Genomic DNA, 18,078 nt, shown 5'->3' with positions numbered 1-18,078 from the left:
AGAAGCGGCGCAGAGCGGCACTCTCTAGGTCATGCACTCGTTTCTAGGCCGCCCGGATTACCGCTGGAGAACTGCTGATGACCGATATTGATGCACGCTTGCGCGAAGATGTTCACCTGCTCGGAGAGCTGTTGGGCAACACCATTCGAGACCAGTACGGCGAGGACTTTCTCGACAAGATCGAGCAGATTCGCAAGGGCGCCAAGGCCGATCGCCGAGGCTCGATGGACGCCGAACTCAGCGCCAGCCTCAATCAATTGAGTGAAGACGAATTGCTTCCGGTGGCGCGGGCGTTCAACCAGTTTTTGAATCTGGCGAACATCGCCGAGCAGTATCAATTGATCCATCGTCGCGAAGAGTCGCAGCCTGCGCCGTTCGAATCCCGCGTCCTGCCTGAATTACTTGCGCGCCTGCGCAACGAAGGCCACAGCGCCGAGTCGCTGGCCCGGCAACTGGCGCGGCTGGAAATCGAACTGGTGCTGACCGCGCACCCGACCGAAGTGGCGCGTCGCACGCTGATCCAGAAGTACGACGCGATCGCCGCGCAACTTGCCGCACAAGATCATCGCGACCTGACCACGGCCGAGCGCGAGCAGATCCAGAACACCTTGCAACGGCTGATCGCCGAAGCCTGGCACACCGAAGAAATCCGTCGCACCCGACCGACTCCGGTAGACGAAGCCAAGTGGGGTTTTGCGGTGATCGAGCATTCGCTGTGGCAGGCGATCCCCAACCACATGCGCAAGGCTGATCAGGCGCTGCATGCCGCCACTGGCCTGCGTTTGCCGTTGGAGGCGGCACCGATTCGTTTCGCTTCGTGGATGGGCGGCGACCGTGACGGCAACCCCAATGTCACCGCTGCCGTGACTCGCGAAGTGTTGCTGCTGGCGCGCTGGATGGCCGCCGATCTGTACCTGCGCGATGTCGATCACCTGGCCGCCGAACTGTCGATGCAACAGGCCAGCGAGGCCCTCAAGGCCAAGGCTGGCGACAGCGCCGAGCCGTATCGCGCAGTGCTCAAGCAATTGCGTGAACGCCTGCGCGCCACGCGCAACTGGGCGCATGCGTCGTTGACGGCGACAACGCCGGCGCCTACCGATGTACTGCACAACAATCGCGACCTGCTCGATCCGCTGGAGCTGTGCTTCAACTCGCTGCACGAATGCGGCATGGGCGTGATCGCCGACGGCCCGCTGCTCGATTGCCTGCGCCGGGCGGTGACCTTCGGTTTGTTCCTGGTGCGCCTCGATGTGCGCCAGGACTCGTCGCGGCACAGCGCGGCGATGACTGAAATTACTGATTACCTCGGCCTTGGGCGCTACGAAGACTGGGATGAAGACGCACGCATTGCGTTCCTGAGTCGGGAGTTGGCCAGTCGTCGCCCGCTGCTGCCGGCGCATTTCAAACCCTCCGCCGACACCGCTGAAGTGCTCAACACCTGCAAGGAAATCGCCGCTGCACCGGGCGCCTCGCTGGGTTCCTATGTGATCTCCATGGCCGGCGCGGCTTCCGATGTGCTCGCCGTGCAACTGCTGCTCAAAGAGGCCGGTGTGCTGCGGCCAATGCGCGTGGTGCCGTTGTTCGAAACCCTCGCCGACCTCGACAACGCCGGCCCGGTGATCGAACGACTGCTGCTGTTGCCGGGTTACCGGGCGCGGCTGCAGGGCCCGCAGGAAGTGATGATCGGTTATTCCGACTCGGCCAAAGACGCCGGCACGACCGCCGCGGCATGGGCGCAATATCGGGCGCAGGAACGGCTGGTGGAAATCTGTCGCGAGCAGCAAGTCGAACTGCTGTTGTTCCACGGTCGCGGTGGCACTGTCGGCCGTGGCGGTGGACCGGCCCACGCGGCGATTCTGTCGCAGCCACCAGGGTCAGTGGCGGGGCGTTTCCGCACCACCGAGCAAGGGGAAATGATTCGTTTCAAATTCGGCCTGCCGGACATCGCCGAGCAAAACCTCAACCTGTACCTCGCCGCCGTGCTTGAAGCGACGTTGTTGCCACCGCCGCCGCCCACGCCCGAGTGGCGTCATCTGATGGACGAATTGGCCGCCGATGGCGTCAGTGCTTACCGTCAGGTGGTGCGGGAAAATCCGCAGTTCGTCGAGTATTTCCGCCAGTCCACGCCTGAGCAGGAGTTGGGCCGGCTGCCCTTGGGCAGCCGGCCAGCCAAGCGCCGCGCGGGCGGCATCGAGAGTCTGCGGGCGATTCCGTGGATCTTCGGCTGGACGCAAACGCGCCTGATGCTACCTGCCTGGCTCGGTTGGGAAACCGCGTTGAGCAAGGCACTGGAGCGCGGGGAGGGCGAACTGCTTGGGCAGATGCGCGAGCAGTGGCCGTTCTTCCGTACGCGCATCGACATGCTGGAAATGGTGCTGGCCAAGGCTGACGCCGATATTGCGCTGTCTTATGACCAGCGTCTGGTCGAGCCGGCGTTGCTGCCGTTGGGCGCGCACTTACGCGACCTATTGTCGCAGGCGTGCGCGGTGGTGCTCGGCCTGACTGGTCAGTCGCAGCTGCTGGCACATAGCCCTGACACCTTGGAATTCATCCGTCTGCGCAACACCTACCTCGACCCGCTGCATCTATTGCAGGCCGAATTGCTGGCCCGTTCACGGCAGCAGAATGTTGAGCAGGGCAGCCCGGTAGAACAAGCGCTGCTGGTGTCTGTGGCGGGGATTGCCGCCGGTTTGCGAAATACCGGCTAACGTTTTTGCGGTGGCGCGAGGCACCCGCAGTCAACCTCGGGTGCCGCTTGGCGTGCAGGGGAAAAGTGCCGCCAGGCGACAGTTAATGATTGGGTTGCGACTTGGCTCACCTTGTCGCGGGGGCGCGGCGGGCGTCGGTTTCTCCGACTTTTGGCGTCTTGTGTGGGCGCAGCCTGCTGTGTATCTTGATCAGCCTTTGGCCGTTTGTGCGGCCACGACCCGTATTTTTCAGGATTCGTCCAAAGTGGCGAGTCCCTTGTTTTGTAAAAGCTTTTTATAAAAAAATTGAGGAGCACATCTAATGCGCGTCATTCTGCTGGGAGCTCCCGGGGCCGGTAAAGGTACTCAGGCTAAGTTCATCACCGAAAAATTCGGCATTCCGCAAATCTCCACCGGTGACATGCTGCGTGCAGCGGTCAAGGCCGGTACTCCGCTGGGCGTACAAGCCAAGAGCATCATGGATGCCGGCGGCCTGGTGTCGGATGACCTGATCATCGCGCTGGTGCAAGACCGCATCGCGCAACCTGACTGCGCCAATGGCTTCCTGTTCGACGGCTTCCCGCGCACCATTCCGCAGGCTGAAGCCCTGGTGACTGCCGGTGTCGAACTGGACGCCGTGGTTGAAATCGCCGTTGAAGACGAAGAAATCGTTCAGCGTATTGCCGGTCGTCGTGTGCACGAGGCCAGCGGCCGCGTTTACCACATCGTCTACAACCCGCCGAAAATCGCTGGCAAAGACGACATCACCGGCGAAGAGCTAGTACAGCGCAAGGACGACACGGAAGAAACCGTGCGTCATCGCCTGTCGGTCTACCACTCGCAGACCAAGCCACTGGTGGATTTTTACCAGAAGCTCTCGGCTGCCAACGGCAAGCCGAAGTACAGCCACATCGAAGGCGTTGGTTCGGTTGATGCGATCACCACCAAGGTGCTGGCAGCGCTGAGCTGAAAAGTCTGACTGGCTGCATCATCCACGGCCCGCTTGCGGGCCGTAGTTGTTTATACTGACGCACTTTTTTCCTCACCCTGTTCTGGATACATCGATGAGTACCTTGCTGGCCCTGGACACCGCGACTGAAGCTTGCTCCGTTGCTTTGCTGCATGACGGCAAGGTCACGAGCCATTACGAGGTGATCCCGCGCCTGCACGCGCAGAAGTTGTTGCCGATGATCCAGCAACTGCTCGCCGACGCCGGCACCACCCTGCAAGCAGTGGATGCAATTGCCTTCGGTCGTGGACCGGGCGCGTTTACCGGTGTGCGGATCGCTATCGGTGTGGTGCAGGGTCTGGCGTTCGCGCTGGATCGTCCGGTGCTGCCAGTGTCCAATCTTGCGGTGCTGGCGCAGCGGGCCTTTCGTGAACATGGCGTGAGCCAGGTCGCGGCCGCCATCGATGCGCGCATGGATGAAGTGTATTGGGGTTGCTACCGCGAGACGGCGGGCGAGATGCGCCTCGTCGGTGCCGAGGCGGTGTTGCCGCCGGAAGTCGCGGCGCTACCGGCCGATGCCAGCGGCGATTGGTTCGGCGCCGGTACCGGTTGGGGTTATGGCGAGCGTATCGCGGTCAATCTGAGCGGTTCCGACGCCGGCATGCTACCCCACGCAGAAGACCTGCTGACCCTGGCGCGTTTTGCCTGGGAGCGCGGCGAGTCGATTCCGGCCGATGATGCGCAACCGGTTTACCTGCGCGACAAAGTCGCCACCCCCAAGGCCCGTTGATTCACCCGGATGTGTGCCGTTCACTTGTGGTGAGGGGATTTATCCCCGATGGAGTGCGCAGCGCTCCCTCTGCATTCTTCCGGTGAACCGCGTTATCAGCATTTGCGAATGCTGCGCAGCCGGTCGGGGATAAATCCCCTCACCACAAAAGGCCTCTACAAGCTCTTTCTTGAGTGAATGCCTTATTCCAAATTCTGCCAATCGTCAGTTTCCAATCCCGCGCTTTAAACCTTTTGCGCTTTATGTGTTCTAGTTATCACTCGGCGGTTTGCTAAGTCGGTCAAGTGCCGCTAAATTGCCATCATCGATACCGAGCATGAATTTATGCGTATAGACGGCCTTTCCTCTCAGTCCTACCCCATCAAGCGCAAGCCTCGCAAAGGCAATCCGGCGCTGGATGAATCCGTCGACGATATCGACGGCGAGCTGGAATTCCCGACTGAAGAGCAAATGGCCGCCCGCGCTGCCAAAGCCTCCGCCCAACGCCTGGCCAATCTGCCTGCCCGTCAGCAAGACATGATTTATCACCGTGCGATGAAAAAGAGCGTAGCCATGGCCCTGGCCAGCTACCTGAGTACCGCCGGTTTTGTCGATTGGGATGCGGACGTGCTGGGCCTCGATCTGTACATCTGATGGATCTGCCTTACTACCTCGGTTGCCCGTCCTGGAGCGAAAACGCCTGGCGCGAGTATCTGTACCCGGCAGACGCCAAAACCTCCGACTTCCTCGGTCTCTACTGCCAGGTGTTCAACGCCGTCGAAGGCAATACGACTTTCTACGCCAGCCCTTCGCCCGCCACCGTGCAGCGTTGGGCCGAAATCATGCCTGCGCATTTTCGCTTTACCGCCAAGTTTCCCGGTGACATCAGCCACAGTGGCGACTTGCGCGATCAACTGACCGCCGCCGAAACCTTTCTGCAATTGCTCAAACCCCTCGGCGAGCGTGTAGCGCCGCTGTGGCTGCAACTGTCGAAAAGCTTCACGCCGCATCGGCTGCCGGAGTTGGCGGCGTTCATTGATGCGCTGGACTGCCCATTGGCGGTGGAAGTGCGGCATGAACAGTTCTTCGTCAAGGGCGAGAGCGAGCGCCTGCTTAATCGGCTGCTGCTGGACCGTGGCGTTGAACGCATCTGCCTCGATCCGCGTGCGCTGTTCAGTTGCCTGTCGACCGAGTCCTCGGTGATCCACGCACAATCGAAAAAGCCGCGGGTGCCGACGCGTCCGGCGGCGTTCACCCAGTTCCCGCAAGTGCGTTTCATCGGCCATCCCGAGCTTGAAGCCAACGACACGTTCCTGATGCCGTGGGTGGCGAAAATCGCCGAATGGATCGAAGAGGGCCGCACGCCTTACATCTTCCTGCACACCGCCGACAACCTGCTGGCGGCGAAGCTGGCGCAACGGTTTCACGCACAACTGATGCAACGTTTGCCTGGCCTGCCATCTCTGCCTGAGCTATACAGAGAACCCGCCGCGGAGCAACTTGGCCTGCTCTGAGGCGAACCCGTTTTTCCTGCCCAGGAGCCTGCCGATGGACGCCTCAGCCTTTCAAGAACAAGTCCGTAAAGCCCACGCCTTCAAAGCCCTGCATGAGCGTCCGGGGGTTTTCGTTATTCCCAATCCGTGGGATGCCGGCTCGGCGAAGATGCTCGCCAGTCTGGGCTATCAAGCGCTGGCGACTACCAGTGCCGGTTATGCGTTTTCCCAGGGCAAAGCCGACGGTGCCTTGAGCCTCGATGACACCTTGGCCAACGTCCGGGCAATTGTTGCGGCGACCGATCTGCCGGTGGCAGTGGATCTGGAAAACGGTTTCGCCGACGACCCGGCCGAGTGCGCGAAGAGTTTGCTGCGAGCGGCCGAGGCGGGCGCGGTGGGTGGTTCGATCGAGGACGCCACAGGTCGTGCAGACGCGCCGATCTATTGCTTCGAACACGCCGTGGCGCGTATCGAAGCTGCTGTTGCCGCTGTGCGCACGCTGCCATTTCCCTTCCTGCTGACCGCCCGTGCGGAAAACTATCTGCACGGCAATCCCGACATCAACGACACCATCCGCCGCTTGCAGGCGTTCGCCGAGGCTGGCGCCGACGTGCTATATGCGCCGGGTTTGCGCACTGCTGAAGAAGTCCTCGCGGTGGTGCGTGCGGTAGCGCCTAAACCGGTCAACGTGTTGATGTCCGGGGGGCTGAAACTGACCGTGCAGCAACTCGAGGAAATGGGTGTGCGTCGGATCAGCACGGGTTCGGCGCTGGCGCTGGCGGCGTTCGGTGAGTTCTTCCGGGCCGCCGAAGAAATCCAACAGTCCGGCACGTTCGGTTTCACTTCGCAGTCGATGCCGTACGCCAAGGCCAACCAGTTCTTCAAAGGCTGAGCATGGCGCGGTGGATTGCGCTGTTCGTTCTGCTGATGACGGGCGCTGCCGTGGTCAGTGTCTGGCGCGGCTGGCTGGACGTGCCGCCAGAGTGGAATCCATGGGCACCGCTGGATGTGCAGGCGACGCCCAACTGGCTAACCGGTTACAAACTGATGCGTTTGCGCGGCGACCCCGAACTGTGTGCCCGGGCACTGAGCAGCTCGGCGTTACGCGTGACGCCGCAGTCCGACAGCCCGGATGCCAAGTGTCCATTGATCGGCGCTTTGCGTGTGCAGGGCGGCGAGGTGGCGCTGAGCAGCAGCTTCCTCGCCAGTTGCCCGTTGGCGGTCGCCTACGCGATGTTCGAACGCCATTCCCTGCAACCTGCCGCGCAGTCCGTTTACGGCGAGAAAGTCGTGCGCCTCGATCACCTAGGCAGCTTCGCCTGCCGCAATATCTACAACCGCGAAAGCGGCGCGCTCAGTCGTCATGCCAGTGCCGATGCGTTGGATATCGCCGGCTTTCGCCTGGCGGATGGCCGCAGCATCAGCGTGCTCAAGGATTGGCCAAGGCAAAATCAGGACGCGCAGTTTCTACGCAAGGTCCGTGATGGCGCCTGCGAGGCGTTCAGTGTGGTGTTGAGTCCGGATTACAACGCCGCCCATCGCAATCACTTTCATGTCGATGTCGGGCGCTGGAGCGTGTGTCGCTGAGGGTCAGGCGGCGATGCGCAGGTTCTGCAAAACAATCGGGCGCGCCCAGCCATTGTCGAAGTCCAGGGCTTTCTGCTGCTCGACGATTTCTTCCGGCGGGAATGGCGGGTAAGGCTTCTGCAGCAGATCGAGGTCGAATTCGGCAATCGGCAGGTACAGCGGACGCTTTTGCGGCGCAGCACCCGGTTCCGGAATCGGTTGGCCGTTGTTCATCACGATCGGGCGAACCCAACTGCTGTCGAAATCCTGCTGCGACTGCTGAGCCTGGATTTCTTCTGGCGGGAACGGTGGGAACGGCTTGTCCAGCAGCTCCGTTTCGAACTCGGCGATCGGCAGGAACAATGGCTCTGGCGGACGCACTTCGGTTTCGACGACATTGCATTCGCGCTGCTCGACGATGTGCGCGTGCAGCTCGCTGCCCACCGTCGGTTCTTCAGTGCTGCTCAGGTCAACCGGCGGAAACTTGCCGCAGGCAGGCACCACTTCACTCGTCTGTTCGGCCAGCGCCTGGGCAAAGAAATCCTGCCACAGGTGACTGACGCCGCTCAGTGCTTGAGTGTTTTGACGGCTAAAGTCGCCATGGGGCGAAATGTAGCCAATCGATGTGGGAAGAATGCCTGACATTTTTTTCGGTTGACGCTCAGCTCTGGCAAAATGCGCGTTGATTGGGTTATCGGCGGTTTTTGCCGATCCTTAACTTTTTTGAGCGTGTTTTCCATGATTGAGCAACCCGCGGCCTGCCGCATCCATGTCGAAGCCCTCGGCCCGACGTTTGAAGCGCAAGCCGAGCAGTGGGCCGAACGCCTCGGCCTGCCGCTGCAAGTGGCCGATGGTGAGTTCGCCTTGCAGGTCGGCGAGCAGGGTTTACAGCTCCAGCAGCTTGGCCCGGATGCACCGGGGCCGGTGCGCGTGGACTTCGTCGAGGGCGGCGCGGCACACCGTCGGTTGTACGGTGGCGGCAGCGGCCAGATGATCGCCAAGGCTGTCGGCATCGCCCAAGGCGTGCGCCCGCGGGTGCTGGATGCCACGGCGGGGTTGGGCAAGGATGCGTTCGTATTGGCCAGCCTCGGTTGCGAGATGAGCCTGATCGAGCGTCAACCGCTGATCGGTGCATTACTGGAGGATGGTCTGGCGCGTGGCGCGGAAGATTTCGACGTGGCGCCGATCGTGGCGCGGATGAAATTGCTCAAGGGCAACTCCATCGAGGTCATGCGCAACTGGCAAGGCGAGCCGCCGCAGGTGATTTACCTGGACCCGATGTTCCCGCATCGTGAGAAAACCGCGCTGGTGAAGAAGGAAATGCGCCTGTTCCGGCCACTGGTCGGGGATGATCCTGATGCCCCGGCGCTGTTGGAAGCGGCTCTGGCATTGGCGACCCATCGCGTGGTGGTCAAGCGCCCACGCAAGGCGCCGTGCATCGAGGGGCCGAAGCCGAGTCATGCGCTGGATGGTAAATCGAGCCGTTACGATATCTACCCTAAGAAAGCGCTCAAACCTTGAAACCGAGTCGCCCCCATCGCGAGCAGGCTCACTCCTACAATGGATCCGTACACACATCCACTGTAGTAGTGAGCCTGCTCGCGATGGGGCCAGCCCAATCAACGAAGCTACGGCTTGTAAGCGCGCATAAATAGCCCCACCACTTCCTGCACATGGCTCTCTGAAGCCTCTTCGCTCAACGGCTCGCCGCAGCCATACAACAAACGAAAATTCCCCGCGCCCTTGATCAGGCAGAAAAAATGCTCGGCCGCATTACGTGGCAGGTCGATGTTCAGTGCGCCAGTCTCGTGGATGCGCGTGAGCAATCGCTCCATCCCCTGGACCATGCGCTGCGGGCCCGCTTCGAAGAAGATCAGCGACAGATTCGGATCCTGACTGCCGAGCGCCATGATCAGGCGATGCAAATTCACCGATTCATCGCTGTTGATCAGCTGATGAAAGCCTCGCGCAATGTTCAGCAACACACTTTCCACAGCAATGCCTTCCGGCAATTCGAAGAACAGCGGTGGCAGTTGCTCCTCGCATTTGGCCATCACGGCGGCGGAAAACAGCGTCTCCTTGTCGTTGAAATGGCTGTAGACCGTCAGCTTCGACACGCTAGCCTCGGCAGCGACCGCGTCCATGCTGGTGTTGGCATAGCCGTGACTCAGAAAAAGAATTTTCGCCGCATCGAGGATCGCCTGGCGCTTGGCCAGATCCTTGGGGCGGCCCGGGCCGTTTGGAGCTGAAAGATTGTTCGACATTCTTCGCTTTTAATACTGGACTGGTGAGTTTGCTATTAATAACATACCGGCCAGTATAATTATTCCAAGCACCATTAGCGAAAGGTCCGTCACCATGTTCCGCCATGCGTTGTCCTTTGCGTTGCCAGCCGGTCTGGCATTTTTATTATCGGCATGCGGTCAGGAAGAGGCGACGCAAGTGGCCGTGCGACCGGCCATGGTGGTGCAGCCAGAGCCTTCGGCGCAGGCGATGGAAAGTTATCCGGGCGAAGTCCGCGCCCGTTACGAGCCGAATCTGGCGTTCCGCATCGGGGGCAAAGTCAGCCGACGACTGGTCGATGAAGGCCAGCGCGTCAAGGCTGATCAGCCTCTCGCCGAACTCGATCCGCAGGATGTGCGCCTGCAACTGGAAGCCACCCGCGCCCAAGTCGCTGCCGCCGAAGCCAATCTCAATCTGGTGCGCGCCGAGCGTGATCGCTACAAAACCCTGATGGATCGGCAGATGGTCAGCCGCTCCGCGTACGACAACGCCGAAAACCTTTACCGCTCCGGCGAAGCCCGCCTCAAGCAAATCAAAGCCGAATTCAACGTTTCGACCAATCAGGCCAGTTACGCGGTTTTGCGTGCGCCACAGGATGGCGTGGTCGCCCAGCGTTCGGTGGAAGTCGGCCAGGTTGTCGCTGCCGGGCAAACCGTGTTCACCCTCGCCACCGATGGCGAACGTGAAGTGTTGATCAGTCTGCCGGAACAGAGCTTTGGCCGCTTCAAGGTCGGGCAACCGGTGACTGTCGAGTTGTGGACGCAGCAGAACCAGCGTTTTGCCGGGCAGATCCGCGAGCTGTCTCCCGCCGCCGATCCGCGATCGCGAACCTTCGCCGCACGTATTTCTTTCACCAGCGGCAAAGTCCCGGCCGAGCTCGGCCAGAGCGCCCGGGTGTTCGTGCAGTCAGCCGATGTCGTGCCGCTGTCCGTGCCACTGTCGGCGCTGACCGCTGAAAACGGCGCGACCTACGTCTGGGTCGTCAACGCCAACAACACCCTGAAGAAAACCCCCGTGCGCGTCGGCCCGTTCGGCGAGAAAACCGTACCGGTGCTCGAAGGCTTGAACGCCAGCGATTGGGTGGTCGCCGCTGGCGTGCATGTACTGCTCGAAGGGCAGCAGGTGCGTCCCGTGGATCGCTCCAACCGTGTGGTCAATCTGGCGGACAAGGAGTAAGCCCCGATGCGCTTCAACCTCTCCGAATGGGCGTTGCGTAATCGCCAGATCGTACTGTTCGTGATGCTTTTGCTGGCGATCGTCGGTGCGTTGTCCTACACCAAGCTGGGTCAGAGTGAAGACCCGCCGTTCACCTTCAAGGCCATGGTCATTCAGACGCGCTGGCCGGGCGCGACCGCGCAGGAAGTCTCGCGCCAGGTCACCGAACGCATCGAAAAGAAGCTGATGGAAACCGGTGAGTACGAACGCATTGTTTCGTTCTCGCGCCCCGGTGAATCGCAAGTCACGTTCATTGCCCGCGATTCGATGCATTCCAAGGAAATCCCCGACCTCTGGTATCAGGTGCGCAAGAAAGTCGGCGACATCCGCCAGACCTTGCCGCCGGGCATTCAAGGGCCATTCTTCAACGACGAATTCGGCACCACGTTCGGCAATATCTACGCGCTGACCGGCGACGGTTTCGACTACGCCGTGCTCAAGGATTACGCCGATCGCATCCAGATCCAGCTGCAACGGGTCAAGGATGTCGGCAAGGTCGATCTGCTCGGTTTACAGGACGAAAAGATCTGGGTCGAACTGTCCAACGTCAAACTCGCCACCCTCGGCTTGCCGCTGGCGGCGGTGCAGCAGGCGCTGGAGGAGCAGAACGCGGTATCCACTGCCGGCTTCTTCGAAACCAGCAGCGAGCGTTTGCAGCTACGGGTTTCCGGGAATTTTCAGACAGTCGATGAGATAAAAAACTTTCCGATCAGGGTCGGCGATCGTACGTTCCGTATATCCGATGTCGCCGACGTGCGTCGCGGTTTCAACGATCCACCGGCGCCGCGCATGCGTTTCATGGGCGAAGACGCGATCGGTCTGGCCGTGGCGATGAAGGATGGCGGCGACATTCTGGTGCTTGGCAAGGCGCTGGAAGGCGAGTTTTCGCGCATCCAGAAAAACCTTCCGGCCGGCATGCAATTGCGCAAGGTATCCGATCAACCGGCGGCGGTGAAAACCGGGGTCGGCGAATTCGTTCAGGTACTGGTCGAAGCGCTGGCGATTGTCTTGCTGGTGAGCTTCTTCTCCCTCGGCGTGCGAACCGGCATGGTCGTGGCACTGACCATTCCGCTGGTGCTGGCGATGACCTTCGCTTGCATGTATTACCTCGGCATCGGCCTGCACAAGATCTCCCTCGGTGCGTTGGTGCTGGCGCTGGGTTTGCTGGTGGACGACGCGATCATTGCCGTGGAAATGATGGCGATCAAAATGGAGCAGGGTTTCGACCGTATCAGGGCGGCGAGTTATGCCTGGACCAGCACGGCGTTCCCGATGCTCACCGGTACGCTGATCACCGCCGCAGGCTTTCTGCCGATTGCCACGGCGCAGTCCGGCACCGGCGAATACACCCGTTCGATCTTTCAGGTAGTGACCATCGCGCTGCTCGCTTCATGGGTGGCGGCGGTAGTGTTCGTCCCTTACCTGGGGGAAAAGCTCCTGCCGGATCTGGCGAAAATTCATGCGGCCAAACACGGCACGGCGGATGGTCAGTCGGATCCGTACGGCACGCCGTTCTATCAGCGGGTGCGTCGTCTGGTCGAATGGTGCGTGGCGCACCGCAAGACCGTGATCGTGCTGACCGTAGGGCTGTTTATTGCCTCGGTGATGCTCTTTCGTTTCGTCCCGCAACAGTTCTTCCCGGCCTCGAACCGACTGGAGCTGATGGTAGATCTGAAACTGGCCGAAGGCGCGTCGCTGGCGAACACCACGGGTGAGGTCAAGCGCCTCGAAGCGATGCTCAAGGAGCACGCCGGTATCGATAACTATGTGGCTTATGTGGGTACGGGCTCGCCGCGTTTTTATCTGCCGCTGGATCAGCAGTTACCCGCAGCGAGCTTTGCGCAATTTGTGGTGCTGGCGAAAAACATCGAGGAGCGCGAAGCCTTGCGCACCTGGCTGATCGACACTCTCAACGAACAGTTCCCGGCGCTGCGCTCACGGGTCACGCGCTTGGAGAACGGTCCTCCGGTTGGTTATCCGGTGCAGTTCCGCGTCACTGGCGAACACATCGAGGAAGTGCGTGCACTGGCGCGCAAGGTTGCCGCCAAGGTTCGCGAGAATCCGCATGTGGTCAATGTGCATCTGGATTGGGAGGAGCCGAGCAAGGTTGTCTACCTGAACATTGATCAGGATCGCGCCAGGGCGCTTGGGGTCAGCACGGCCAATCTGGCTAAATTCCTGCAGAGTTCGTTGACCGGTTCGAGTGTCAGTCAGTATCGCGAAGACAATGAGTTGATCGAGATTCTGCTGCGCGGCACGGTGCATGAGCGCACTGAACTGTCGTTGTTGCCGAGTCTGGCAGTGCCGACGGATAACGGTCGCAGTGTGGCGTTGTCGCAGATTGCCACGCTGGAATACGGTTTCGAGGAAGGCATCATCTGGCACCGTAATCGTCTGCCGAACGTGACTGTGCGAGCGGACATTTATGGCAAGGAGCAGCCGGCGACTCTTGTGAAGCAGATCATGCCGACGCTGGATTCGATTCGGGCTGAATTGCCGGATGGTTATCTGCTGGATGTCGGCGGCACGGTGGAGGATTCGGAACGCGGGCAGAAGTCGGTAAATGCCGGGGTGCCGATGTTCATTGTCGTGGTGCTGACGTTGCTGATGGTGCAGTTGCGCAGTTTTTCGCGCACGGCGATGGTGTTTTTGACGGCGCCGTTGGGGTTGATCGGGGTGACGCTGTTTTTGATGGTGTTCCGGCAGCCGTTCGGGTTTGTGGCGATGTTGGGGACGATCGCGTTGTCCGGGATGATCATGCGTAACTCGGTGATTCTGGTGGATCAGATCGAGCAGGATATTGCCTCTGGGCTTAAGCCTTGGCAGGCGATTATCGAGGCGACGGTGCGGCGTTTTCGGCCGATTGTGTTGACGGCATTGGCGGCGGTTTTGGCGATGATTCCGTTGTCGCGGAGTGTGTTTTTTGGGCCGATGGCGGTGGCGATCATGGGCGGGTTGATTGTTGCTACTGCGCTGACGCTTTTGTTTTTGCCTGCTTTGTATGCGGCTTGGTTCCGGGTTCGGCGGGAGGGTTGATTTGTGTGTGACGTGGCGGCCTTCGGGCCGACCATGTTCTTGGGTTTTGGGGTGTATATCCGTTTTTTGGGTGATGGCGGCTTAGGGTTCCGCCCTTACGGCGGGTCACCTTTTCCAAACGCCGAAAAGGTAACCCAAAAGGCTTTGCCCTGACGTTCGGCCCTCGCTGTGGCTCGGGTTCCTTCGCTCCGGGCTCGATCCGGGCGCATCGCCTCCGGTTTGCTTCGCTGCACCTCCTCTCGATGTGTTCGACTTCGTCGAACGGTCGCTGCGCTCCCACCCCCGGATCAATCCCTCCGCTCAGCCTGCCGACGGGCCTTTGAGATCAAGATCAAAAGCTGCAGCCGAGCTAACGCTCATCCTGTTGAGTGGTGGGGAGCAGAAGCGATCTGTTCTTGCTCTTCTGTGGGAGCGAGCCTGCTCGCGAAGGCGGCCTGACAGCCGACCCGTTGCTTGCAGATGTACGCCATCCAATTGTAGGAGTGAGCCTGCTCGCGAAGGCGGCCTGACAGCCGACCTGTTGCTTGCAGATGTACGCCATCAAATTGTAGGAGCGAGCCTGCTCGCGATGACGCCCTGACAGCCACCCAATCTCTATCTGTATGCACACAATCCAAATTGTGGGAGCTGGCTTGCCAGCGATGGCGGCCTGCCAGCCGACCCATTTCTATCTGGATGCCCATGGCCCGCTCTGCCACTTCCTACATCTTTTTCAGAAACCTCCGATATTGAGCCTCGGTGTCTTGGATGCTGTACTCCAGCCTCTGCTTTCCAGCGTTCCTGAGTTTGTCTTCATGAAAAAGCCACCAGCATTGAAAGGCAGAACTGACCCCGTGTTCGATTTGTTGATGCGTCCACCTCACAAGCATCGTTTGGCGGATTATCTCGCTTTGCTCAAGCCGTTCGACGATCAGGGTCGTTATCTGCCCTTCGAAGCGTTGCGCTATCGCTGGGCTGCGGGGCTGGATGTCAATTTGTGTTGGGCTCTGGTCAAGAAGGCGCGGATTGCGCAATACGTCAATTTGCTGCGGTTTGGAGAACCGGCGCAGTGGGGCAAGTATTTGTTGACGCCGTTGGCGCAGAGAACCCTGTCTATCGTGGATCGGCAGACGACCAGTGCTGCGTTGGACTACATGACCAGTCAGATCGGCGAGCGGGCGCATTTCAGTTATTTGCTGAATGATCTGATCGAGGACGAAGCAATCGCCAGCAGTCAGCTGGAAGGTGCTGCGACGACCACGCGTGTGGCCAAGGACATGCTCAAGCGCCAGCGCCAGCCGCGTACGCCGGACGAGCGTATGGTCATGGGCAACTATCGGATGATGAATTTCGCCTGGGAAAAACGCTACGAACCGTTGAGTGTCGAGTTGATCAGCGCGATGCATCGGATTGGCGTCGAGGGGATTGATGACGAGCGGTATTCTCCCGGTGTGTTCAGGGCGAATGATGAAGTGGTTGTTCAGGACGGTGCGGGCAACACGGTGCATCGGCCGCCACCGGCCGCCGGGCTGGTTTTGCGGCTGGAGCGGCTTTCGCAGTGGATCAATCTCGCCCATGAATTACCCCACCACAAAAACTATCTGCATCCGCTGATCAAGGCGATCACGTTGCACTTTGCCTTGGGCTACGAGCATCCGTTTCGCGACGGTAACGGTCGGGTCGCGAGGGCGTTGTTTTATTGGTTCATGTTCAAGAACGAGTTCGCGGCCTTTCGCTACATCGCGATCAGTCTGTTGTTGCGTAATGCGCCGGTGAAGTATGGACGTTCCTATCTGCATACCGAGGCGGATGAGTTGGATCTGACCTACTTCATCGAGTTTCAGTGTTCGGTGATTGTGCGGGTGGTGGGCTGTTTTGATTAAGCCAGGCGCAAGAGCGTGGCGCTTAACGAGGACTTTGAACGATGGCTGACGGAGTCGGGATTCTTCGATCGGCTGACAGAGCGGCAACGGTCTTTGTATCAGGCTGCCAAAAACGGAATGGCGAAGGAGTTTACGGCAGGCAATGTGATGGAACATCTTGGCTGCACTTACGGATCAGCGATGTCGACGCTCAACGGACTGGTCGAGTTGCAGGTTTTCGAAAAGAGAAAAATGGGCCCTGAGTGGGTGTTCTTCTTGCACATTGCAAATGAGTTGAAAAACGGGAGCGAGAAATTTCGCTCCCGTTCGGTGCCGGCTTAAAGAGTGCCGAATACTTTCTTCGCCAGACTGGTCGCCGCAGCGGCCGGGTTCTGGCGGATTGTTTCTTCCTGTTTGCCGATCATTTCGAACAAGCCATTCAGCGCTTGTTCGGTCACGTAGTTCTCGACGTTGGCGCTCTTCGCGTCCACCACACCGAAGGTCGCGGCCTGGCCGGCAAACGAGTTGTACTTCTGCGCCACGCCAACCTTGTCGGTCGCCTGTTTGACGATCGGCAGGAACTTGGCGCGGATCTGTTCGCGGCTGGATTTGTCGAGGTATTGGGTGGCCGAATCCTTGCCGCCGCTGAGGATGCCCTTGGCGTCGGCCACGCTCATTTTCTTCACGGCGTCGACGAGGATCGGCTGGGCCTGGGTCACGGCGGTTTCCGCTGCCTTGTTCATCGCGGTTTCCAGTTCTTCGACCTGGGCGCCCATGCCGAAGGCTTTCATTTTGCTGGCGGCTTTACCGAGTTTGCCCGGCAGTTCGATCTTCACCTCAGGGTTGTTGCTGAAACCGCCCGGGGTGCCCAGTTGTTTGACGGCCAGTTGCGCGCCTTGGGTCAGGGCGTCCTTGAGGCCGCCGGTGGCGTCTTGTTGCGACAAGTCGCTGAGCGACAGCGCCAGCACGTTGGCGGAGATCATCAGGCCCGCGCAGAGGCCGGCGAAGCGAAGGGTAGGGCGGAGCATGGCGGCTTCCTTGTTGCAGAAAATGAATTAACGAACGGCGTCGACGCGGATTTTCAACGGCTGTGGATCGTTGCCGTCGAGTTGTACGGCGTGGTTTTCGGTGGTGATGAACATCAATTCACCGTTGACTTCAATGCGCGCGCTGACCGAATAACGGTGTCCGGGTTTGACCTGGGCCGGATCGTAGCTCAAGTGAAAGGGCAGCGGAACCTGACCCTTGACCGGGCCTTTCTGTTCATCCAGCACCACGGCCGGGGCATCGGCCAAGGACACGTCCTGCAGGCTCACGCTCAGGGTCGCGCTCGGAGGCAGGGCGATGCGTTGCAGGTAGAACACTTCGCCGTCGAGGCCAACCTTGCCGGCGGGGGTGGTCGATTGGCAGGCGCTCAACAGCGTGGCGGTGGCAAGAAGAATCAATTTTTTCATCGGAACCTCTAAGACAGATGCGCCGGAAAAATCCCGGCGCCGATAAAATTTAGCGGATTTTGGCGCCAGCGTCAGTGAACAAACGTAAGGGTTTTTCCAGCCATAGTGCGACTGACTGGAAAAGACGTGCACTGAAATTTCGCGAAACGGGTGAGAGTTCTACAGCTCCCGGGGAGACTTGAACTTGCTGGTGATAACGGTTTTCGACGCCCGTCAGTGCATAGCGTTTACCGGGTATAACGCTGTCGGGATCATATTTGAGATAAAAAGAAGTTGCTGTCCGTTCATCGTGCTTGATGCGCACAAGTTCAACTTCCGGAGCGGTAGCCTCATGCAGGCTGATCGTGATGGCTTCTTCGGTCGGTGATGTTTCCGGCAACTTAACTTCGACGTAGAGCATCCCGAGCGGACTCAGGTTGACAGTCTGGCTGTAGGGAGCCTGATTGACCACGACGAAATAGTCCAGCTCGACCAGCAAGGGCTGTTGGTTGTGAAACAGCTGAATATGAACCTGGTATTTCACACCCACGCCGTCGTAGTTGTGTGGGAAGTGAAACTTCCAGGTATTGCCGAAAAATGCAGGATGGCGCCAGTCCTTGACCGTTACCGGCGATTTGGCATTGACAACTTTGACGCTGACGACGGTTTCGTTTTCGCCAGTGAGCGGCACTTGAAACTCAGCGGGCAGATTGAAGTGTAAAGTTACGACGCCGGGTTGTTCATTTAACAGGCTCATTTCGATATCCCTATCGTGAGTTATTGATAGAGCCTATTAATTCATGGAT

General features: G+C 59.7%; 15 protein-coding genes and 1 pseudogene. 11 read left to right on the top strand and 5 right to left on the bottom strand.

Translation table 11 applies throughout. The features are described 5' to 3' along the window. The first annotated feature begins 77 nt into the window (after positions 1-77). The 7 genes from ppc to JFT86_RS00795 all read left to right on the top strand — a co-directional run bounded on the left by ppc (position 78) and on the right by JFT86_RS00795 (position 7,485). A complete protein-coding gene (gene ppc / locus JFT86_RS00825; protein WP_201235044.1) occupies positions 78-2,708 on the top strand; it encodes a phosphoenolpyruvate carboxylase in 2,631 nt (876 codons plus the stop codon). A 301-nt stretch (positions 2,709-3,009) separates the two neighbouring features. Beyond that, positions 3,010-3,657 carry an adenylate kinase gene (gene adk / locus JFT86_RS00820; protein ID WP_134176932.1) on the top strand — a complete coding sequence of 216 codons (648 nt, stop codon included), beginning with the start codon at positions 3,010-3,012 and terminating at the stop codon, positions 3,655-3,657. A gap of 94 nt (positions 3,658-3,751) precedes the next feature. Beyond that, positions 3,752-4,426: a tRNA (adenosine(37)-N6)-threonylcarbamoyltransferase complex dimerization subunit type 1 TsaB gene (tsaB, locus tag JFT86_RS00815; RefSeq protein WP_201235043.1), complete on the top strand. Its 675-nt coding sequence runs from the start codon at positions 3,752-3,754 to the stop codon at positions 4,424-4,426. Between the two features lie 324 nt (positions 4,427-4,750). After that, on the top strand, positions 4,751-5,059 hold the full coding sequence (locus JFT86_RS00810; RefSeq protein WP_201235042.1) for a hypothetical protein: 309 nt from the start codon (positions 4,751-4,753) through the stop codon (positions 5,057-5,059). Further along, positions 5,059-5,919 carry a DUF72 domain-containing protein gene (locus tag JFT86_RS00805; protein WP_201235041.1) on the top strand — a complete coding sequence of 287 codons (861 nt, stop codon included), beginning with the start codon at positions 5,059-5,061 and terminating at the stop codon, positions 5,917-5,919. The genes JFT86_RS00810 and JFT86_RS00805 overlap by 1 nt, the downstream gene beginning before the upstream one ends. A gap of 34 nt (positions 5,920-5,953) precedes the next feature. Then, positions 5,954-6,790 (top strand): isocitrate lyase/phosphoenolpyruvate mutase family protein, encoded by an 837-nt coding sequence (locus JFT86_RS00800; protein ID WP_201235040.1) that lies wholly within the window; start codon positions 5,954-5,956, stop codon positions 6,788-6,790. Between the two features lie 2 nt (positions 6,791-6,792). After that, positions 6,793-7,485, top strand: coding sequence for an extensin family protein (locus JFT86_RS00795; protein ID WP_201235039.1), 693 nt, complete (start codon positions 6,793-6,795; stop codon positions 7,483-7,485). A gap of 3 nt (positions 7,486-7,488) precedes the next feature. Here JFT86_RS00795 and JFT86_RS00790 read toward each other — a convergent pair whose 3' ends face one another. Further along, positions 7,489-8,109 (bottom strand): energy transducer TonB, encoded by a 621-nt coding sequence (locus JFT86_RS00790; protein WP_201235038.1) that lies wholly within the window; start codon positions 8,107-8,109, stop codon positions 7,489-7,491. Positions 8,110-8,205: 96 nt separating this feature from the next. Here JFT86_RS00790 and JFT86_RS00785 point away from each other — a divergent pair, with 96 nt between their 5' ends. Beyond that, the gene (locus tag JFT86_RS00785) at positions 8,206-8,985 is read left to right on the top strand and encodes a class I SAM-dependent methyltransferase (protein ID WP_201238534.1); all 780 of its coding nucleotides are present in this window, start codon (positions 8,206-8,208) and stop codon (positions 8,983-8,985) included. 107 nt (positions 8,986-9,092) lie between these two features. Here JFT86_RS00785 and JFT86_RS00780 read toward each other — a convergent pair whose 3' ends face one another. Further along, on the bottom strand, positions 9,093-9,728 hold the full coding sequence (locus JFT86_RS00780) for a TetR/AcrR family transcriptional regulator (RefSeq protein WP_201235037.1): 636 nt from the start codon (positions 9,726-9,728) through the stop codon (positions 9,093-9,095). Between the two features lie 94 nt (positions 9,729-9,822). Here JFT86_RS00780 and JFT86_RS00775 point away from each other — a divergent pair, with 94 nt between their 5' ends. The 3 genes and pseudogenes from JFT86_RS00775 to JFT86_RS00765 all read left to right on the top strand — a co-directional run bounded on the left by JFT86_RS00775 (position 9,823) and on the right by JFT86_RS00765 (position 16,181). Then, positions 9,823-10,923, top strand: coding sequence for an efflux RND transporter periplasmic adaptor subunit (locus JFT86_RS00775; RefSeq protein WP_201235036.1), 1,101 nt, complete (start codon positions 9,823-9,825; stop codon positions 10,921-10,923). A 6-nt stretch (positions 10,924-10,929) separates the two neighbouring features. Continuing rightward, entirely contained in the window at positions 10,930-13,998 is a 3,069-nt protein-coding gene (locus tag JFT86_RS00770; protein WP_201235035.1) for an efflux RND transporter permease subunit, read from the top strand. A 794-nt stretch (positions 13,999-14,792) separates the two neighbouring features. Then, positions 14,793-16,181, top strand: a pseudogene (locus JFT86_RS00765) (Fic family protein). Here the strand turns inward: JFT86_RS00765 and JFT86_RS00755 are convergent. The 3 genes from JFT86_RS00755 to JFT86_RS00745 are packed head-to-tail and all read right to left on the bottom strand — an operon-like array spanning position 16,178 to position 18,029. After that, positions 16,178-16,867, bottom strand: a complete 690-nt coding sequence (locus JFT86_RS00755) for a DUF4197 domain-containing protein (protein ID WP_201235033.1) — start codon at positions 16,865-16,867, stop codon at positions 16,178-16,180. The pseudogene JFT86_RS00765 and the gene JFT86_RS00755 overlap by 4 nt on opposite strands. Before the next feature lie 27 nt (positions 16,868-16,894). After that, the gene (locus JFT86_RS00750; RefSeq protein ID WP_201235032.1) at positions 16,895-17,293 is read right to left on the bottom strand and encodes a YbaY family lipoprotein; all 399 of its coding nucleotides are present in this window, start codon (positions 17,291-17,293) and stop codon (positions 16,895-16,897) included. Positions 17,294-17,342: 49 nt separating this feature from the next. Continuing rightward, positions 17,343-18,029, bottom strand: coding sequence for a hypothetical protein (locus JFT86_RS00745; protein WP_201235031.1), 687 nt, complete (start codon positions 18,027-18,029; stop codon positions 17,343-17,345). Between the last annotated feature and the right edge of the window lie 49 nt (positions 18,030-18,078).

The organism is Pseudomonas sp. TH06 (assembly GCF_016651305.1).
Lineage (GTDB): Bacteria > Pseudomonadota > Gammaproteobacteria > Pseudomonadales > Pseudomonadaceae > Aquipseudomonas.
This window is presented reverse-complemented; position numbering and strand designations above follow the sequence as displayed.

Coding starts and splice junctions, on each gene's coding strand:
- JFT86_RS00810 (WP_201235042.1), top strand. CDS start 4,751: ATGCGTATAGACGGCCTTTCCTCTCAGTCCTACCCCATCAAGCGCAAG.
- JFT86_RS00770 (WP_201235035.1), top strand. CDS start 10,930: ATGCGCTTCAACCTCTCCGAATGGGCGTTGCGTAATCGCCAGATCGTA.
- JFT86_RS00800 (WP_201235040.1), top strand. CDS start 5,954: ATGGACGCCTCAGCCTTTCAAGAACAAGTCCGTAAAGCCCACGCCTTC.
- JFT86_RS00805 (WP_201235041.1), top strand. CDS start 5,059: ATGGATCTGCCTTACTACCTCGGTTGCCCGTCCTGGAGCGAAAACGCC.
- JFT86_RS00780 (WP_201235037.1), bottom strand. CDS start 9,728: ATGTCGAACAATCTTTCAGCTCCAAACGGCCCGGGCCGCCCCAAGGAT.
- JFT86_RS00790 (WP_201235038.1), bottom strand. CDS start 8,109: ATGTCAGGCATTCTTCCCACATCGATTGGCTACATTTCGCCCCATGGC.
- JFT86_RS00795 (WP_201235039.1), top strand. CDS start 6,793: ATGGCGCGGTGGATTGCGCTGTTCGTTCTGCTGATGACGGGCGCTGCC.
- adk (WP_134176932.1), top strand. CDS start 3,010: ATGCGCGTCATTCTGCTGGGAGCTCCCGGGGCCGGTAAAGGTACTCAG.
- JFT86_RS00755 (WP_201235033.1), bottom strand. CDS start 16,867: ATGCTCCGCCCTACCCTTCGCTTCGCCGGCCTCTGCGCGGGCCTGATG.
- JFT86_RS00750 (WP_201235032.1), bottom strand. CDS start 17,293: ATGAAAAAATTGATTCTTCTTGCCACCGCCACGCTGTTGAGCGCCTGC.
- ppc (WP_201235044.1), top strand. CDS start 78: ATGACCGATATTGATGCACGCTTGCGCGAAGATGTTCACCTGCTCGGA.
- JFT86_RS00745 (WP_201235031.1), bottom strand. CDS start 18,029: ATGAGCCTGTTAAATGAACAACCCGGCGTCGTAACTTTACACTTCAAT.
- JFT86_RS00775 (WP_201235036.1), top strand. CDS start 9,823: ATGTTCCGCCATGCGTTGTCCTTTGCGTTGCCAGCCGGTCTGGCATTT.
- tsaB (WP_201235043.1), top strand. CDS start 3,752: ATGAGTACCTTGCTGGCCCTGGACACCGCGACTGAAGCTTGCTCCGTT.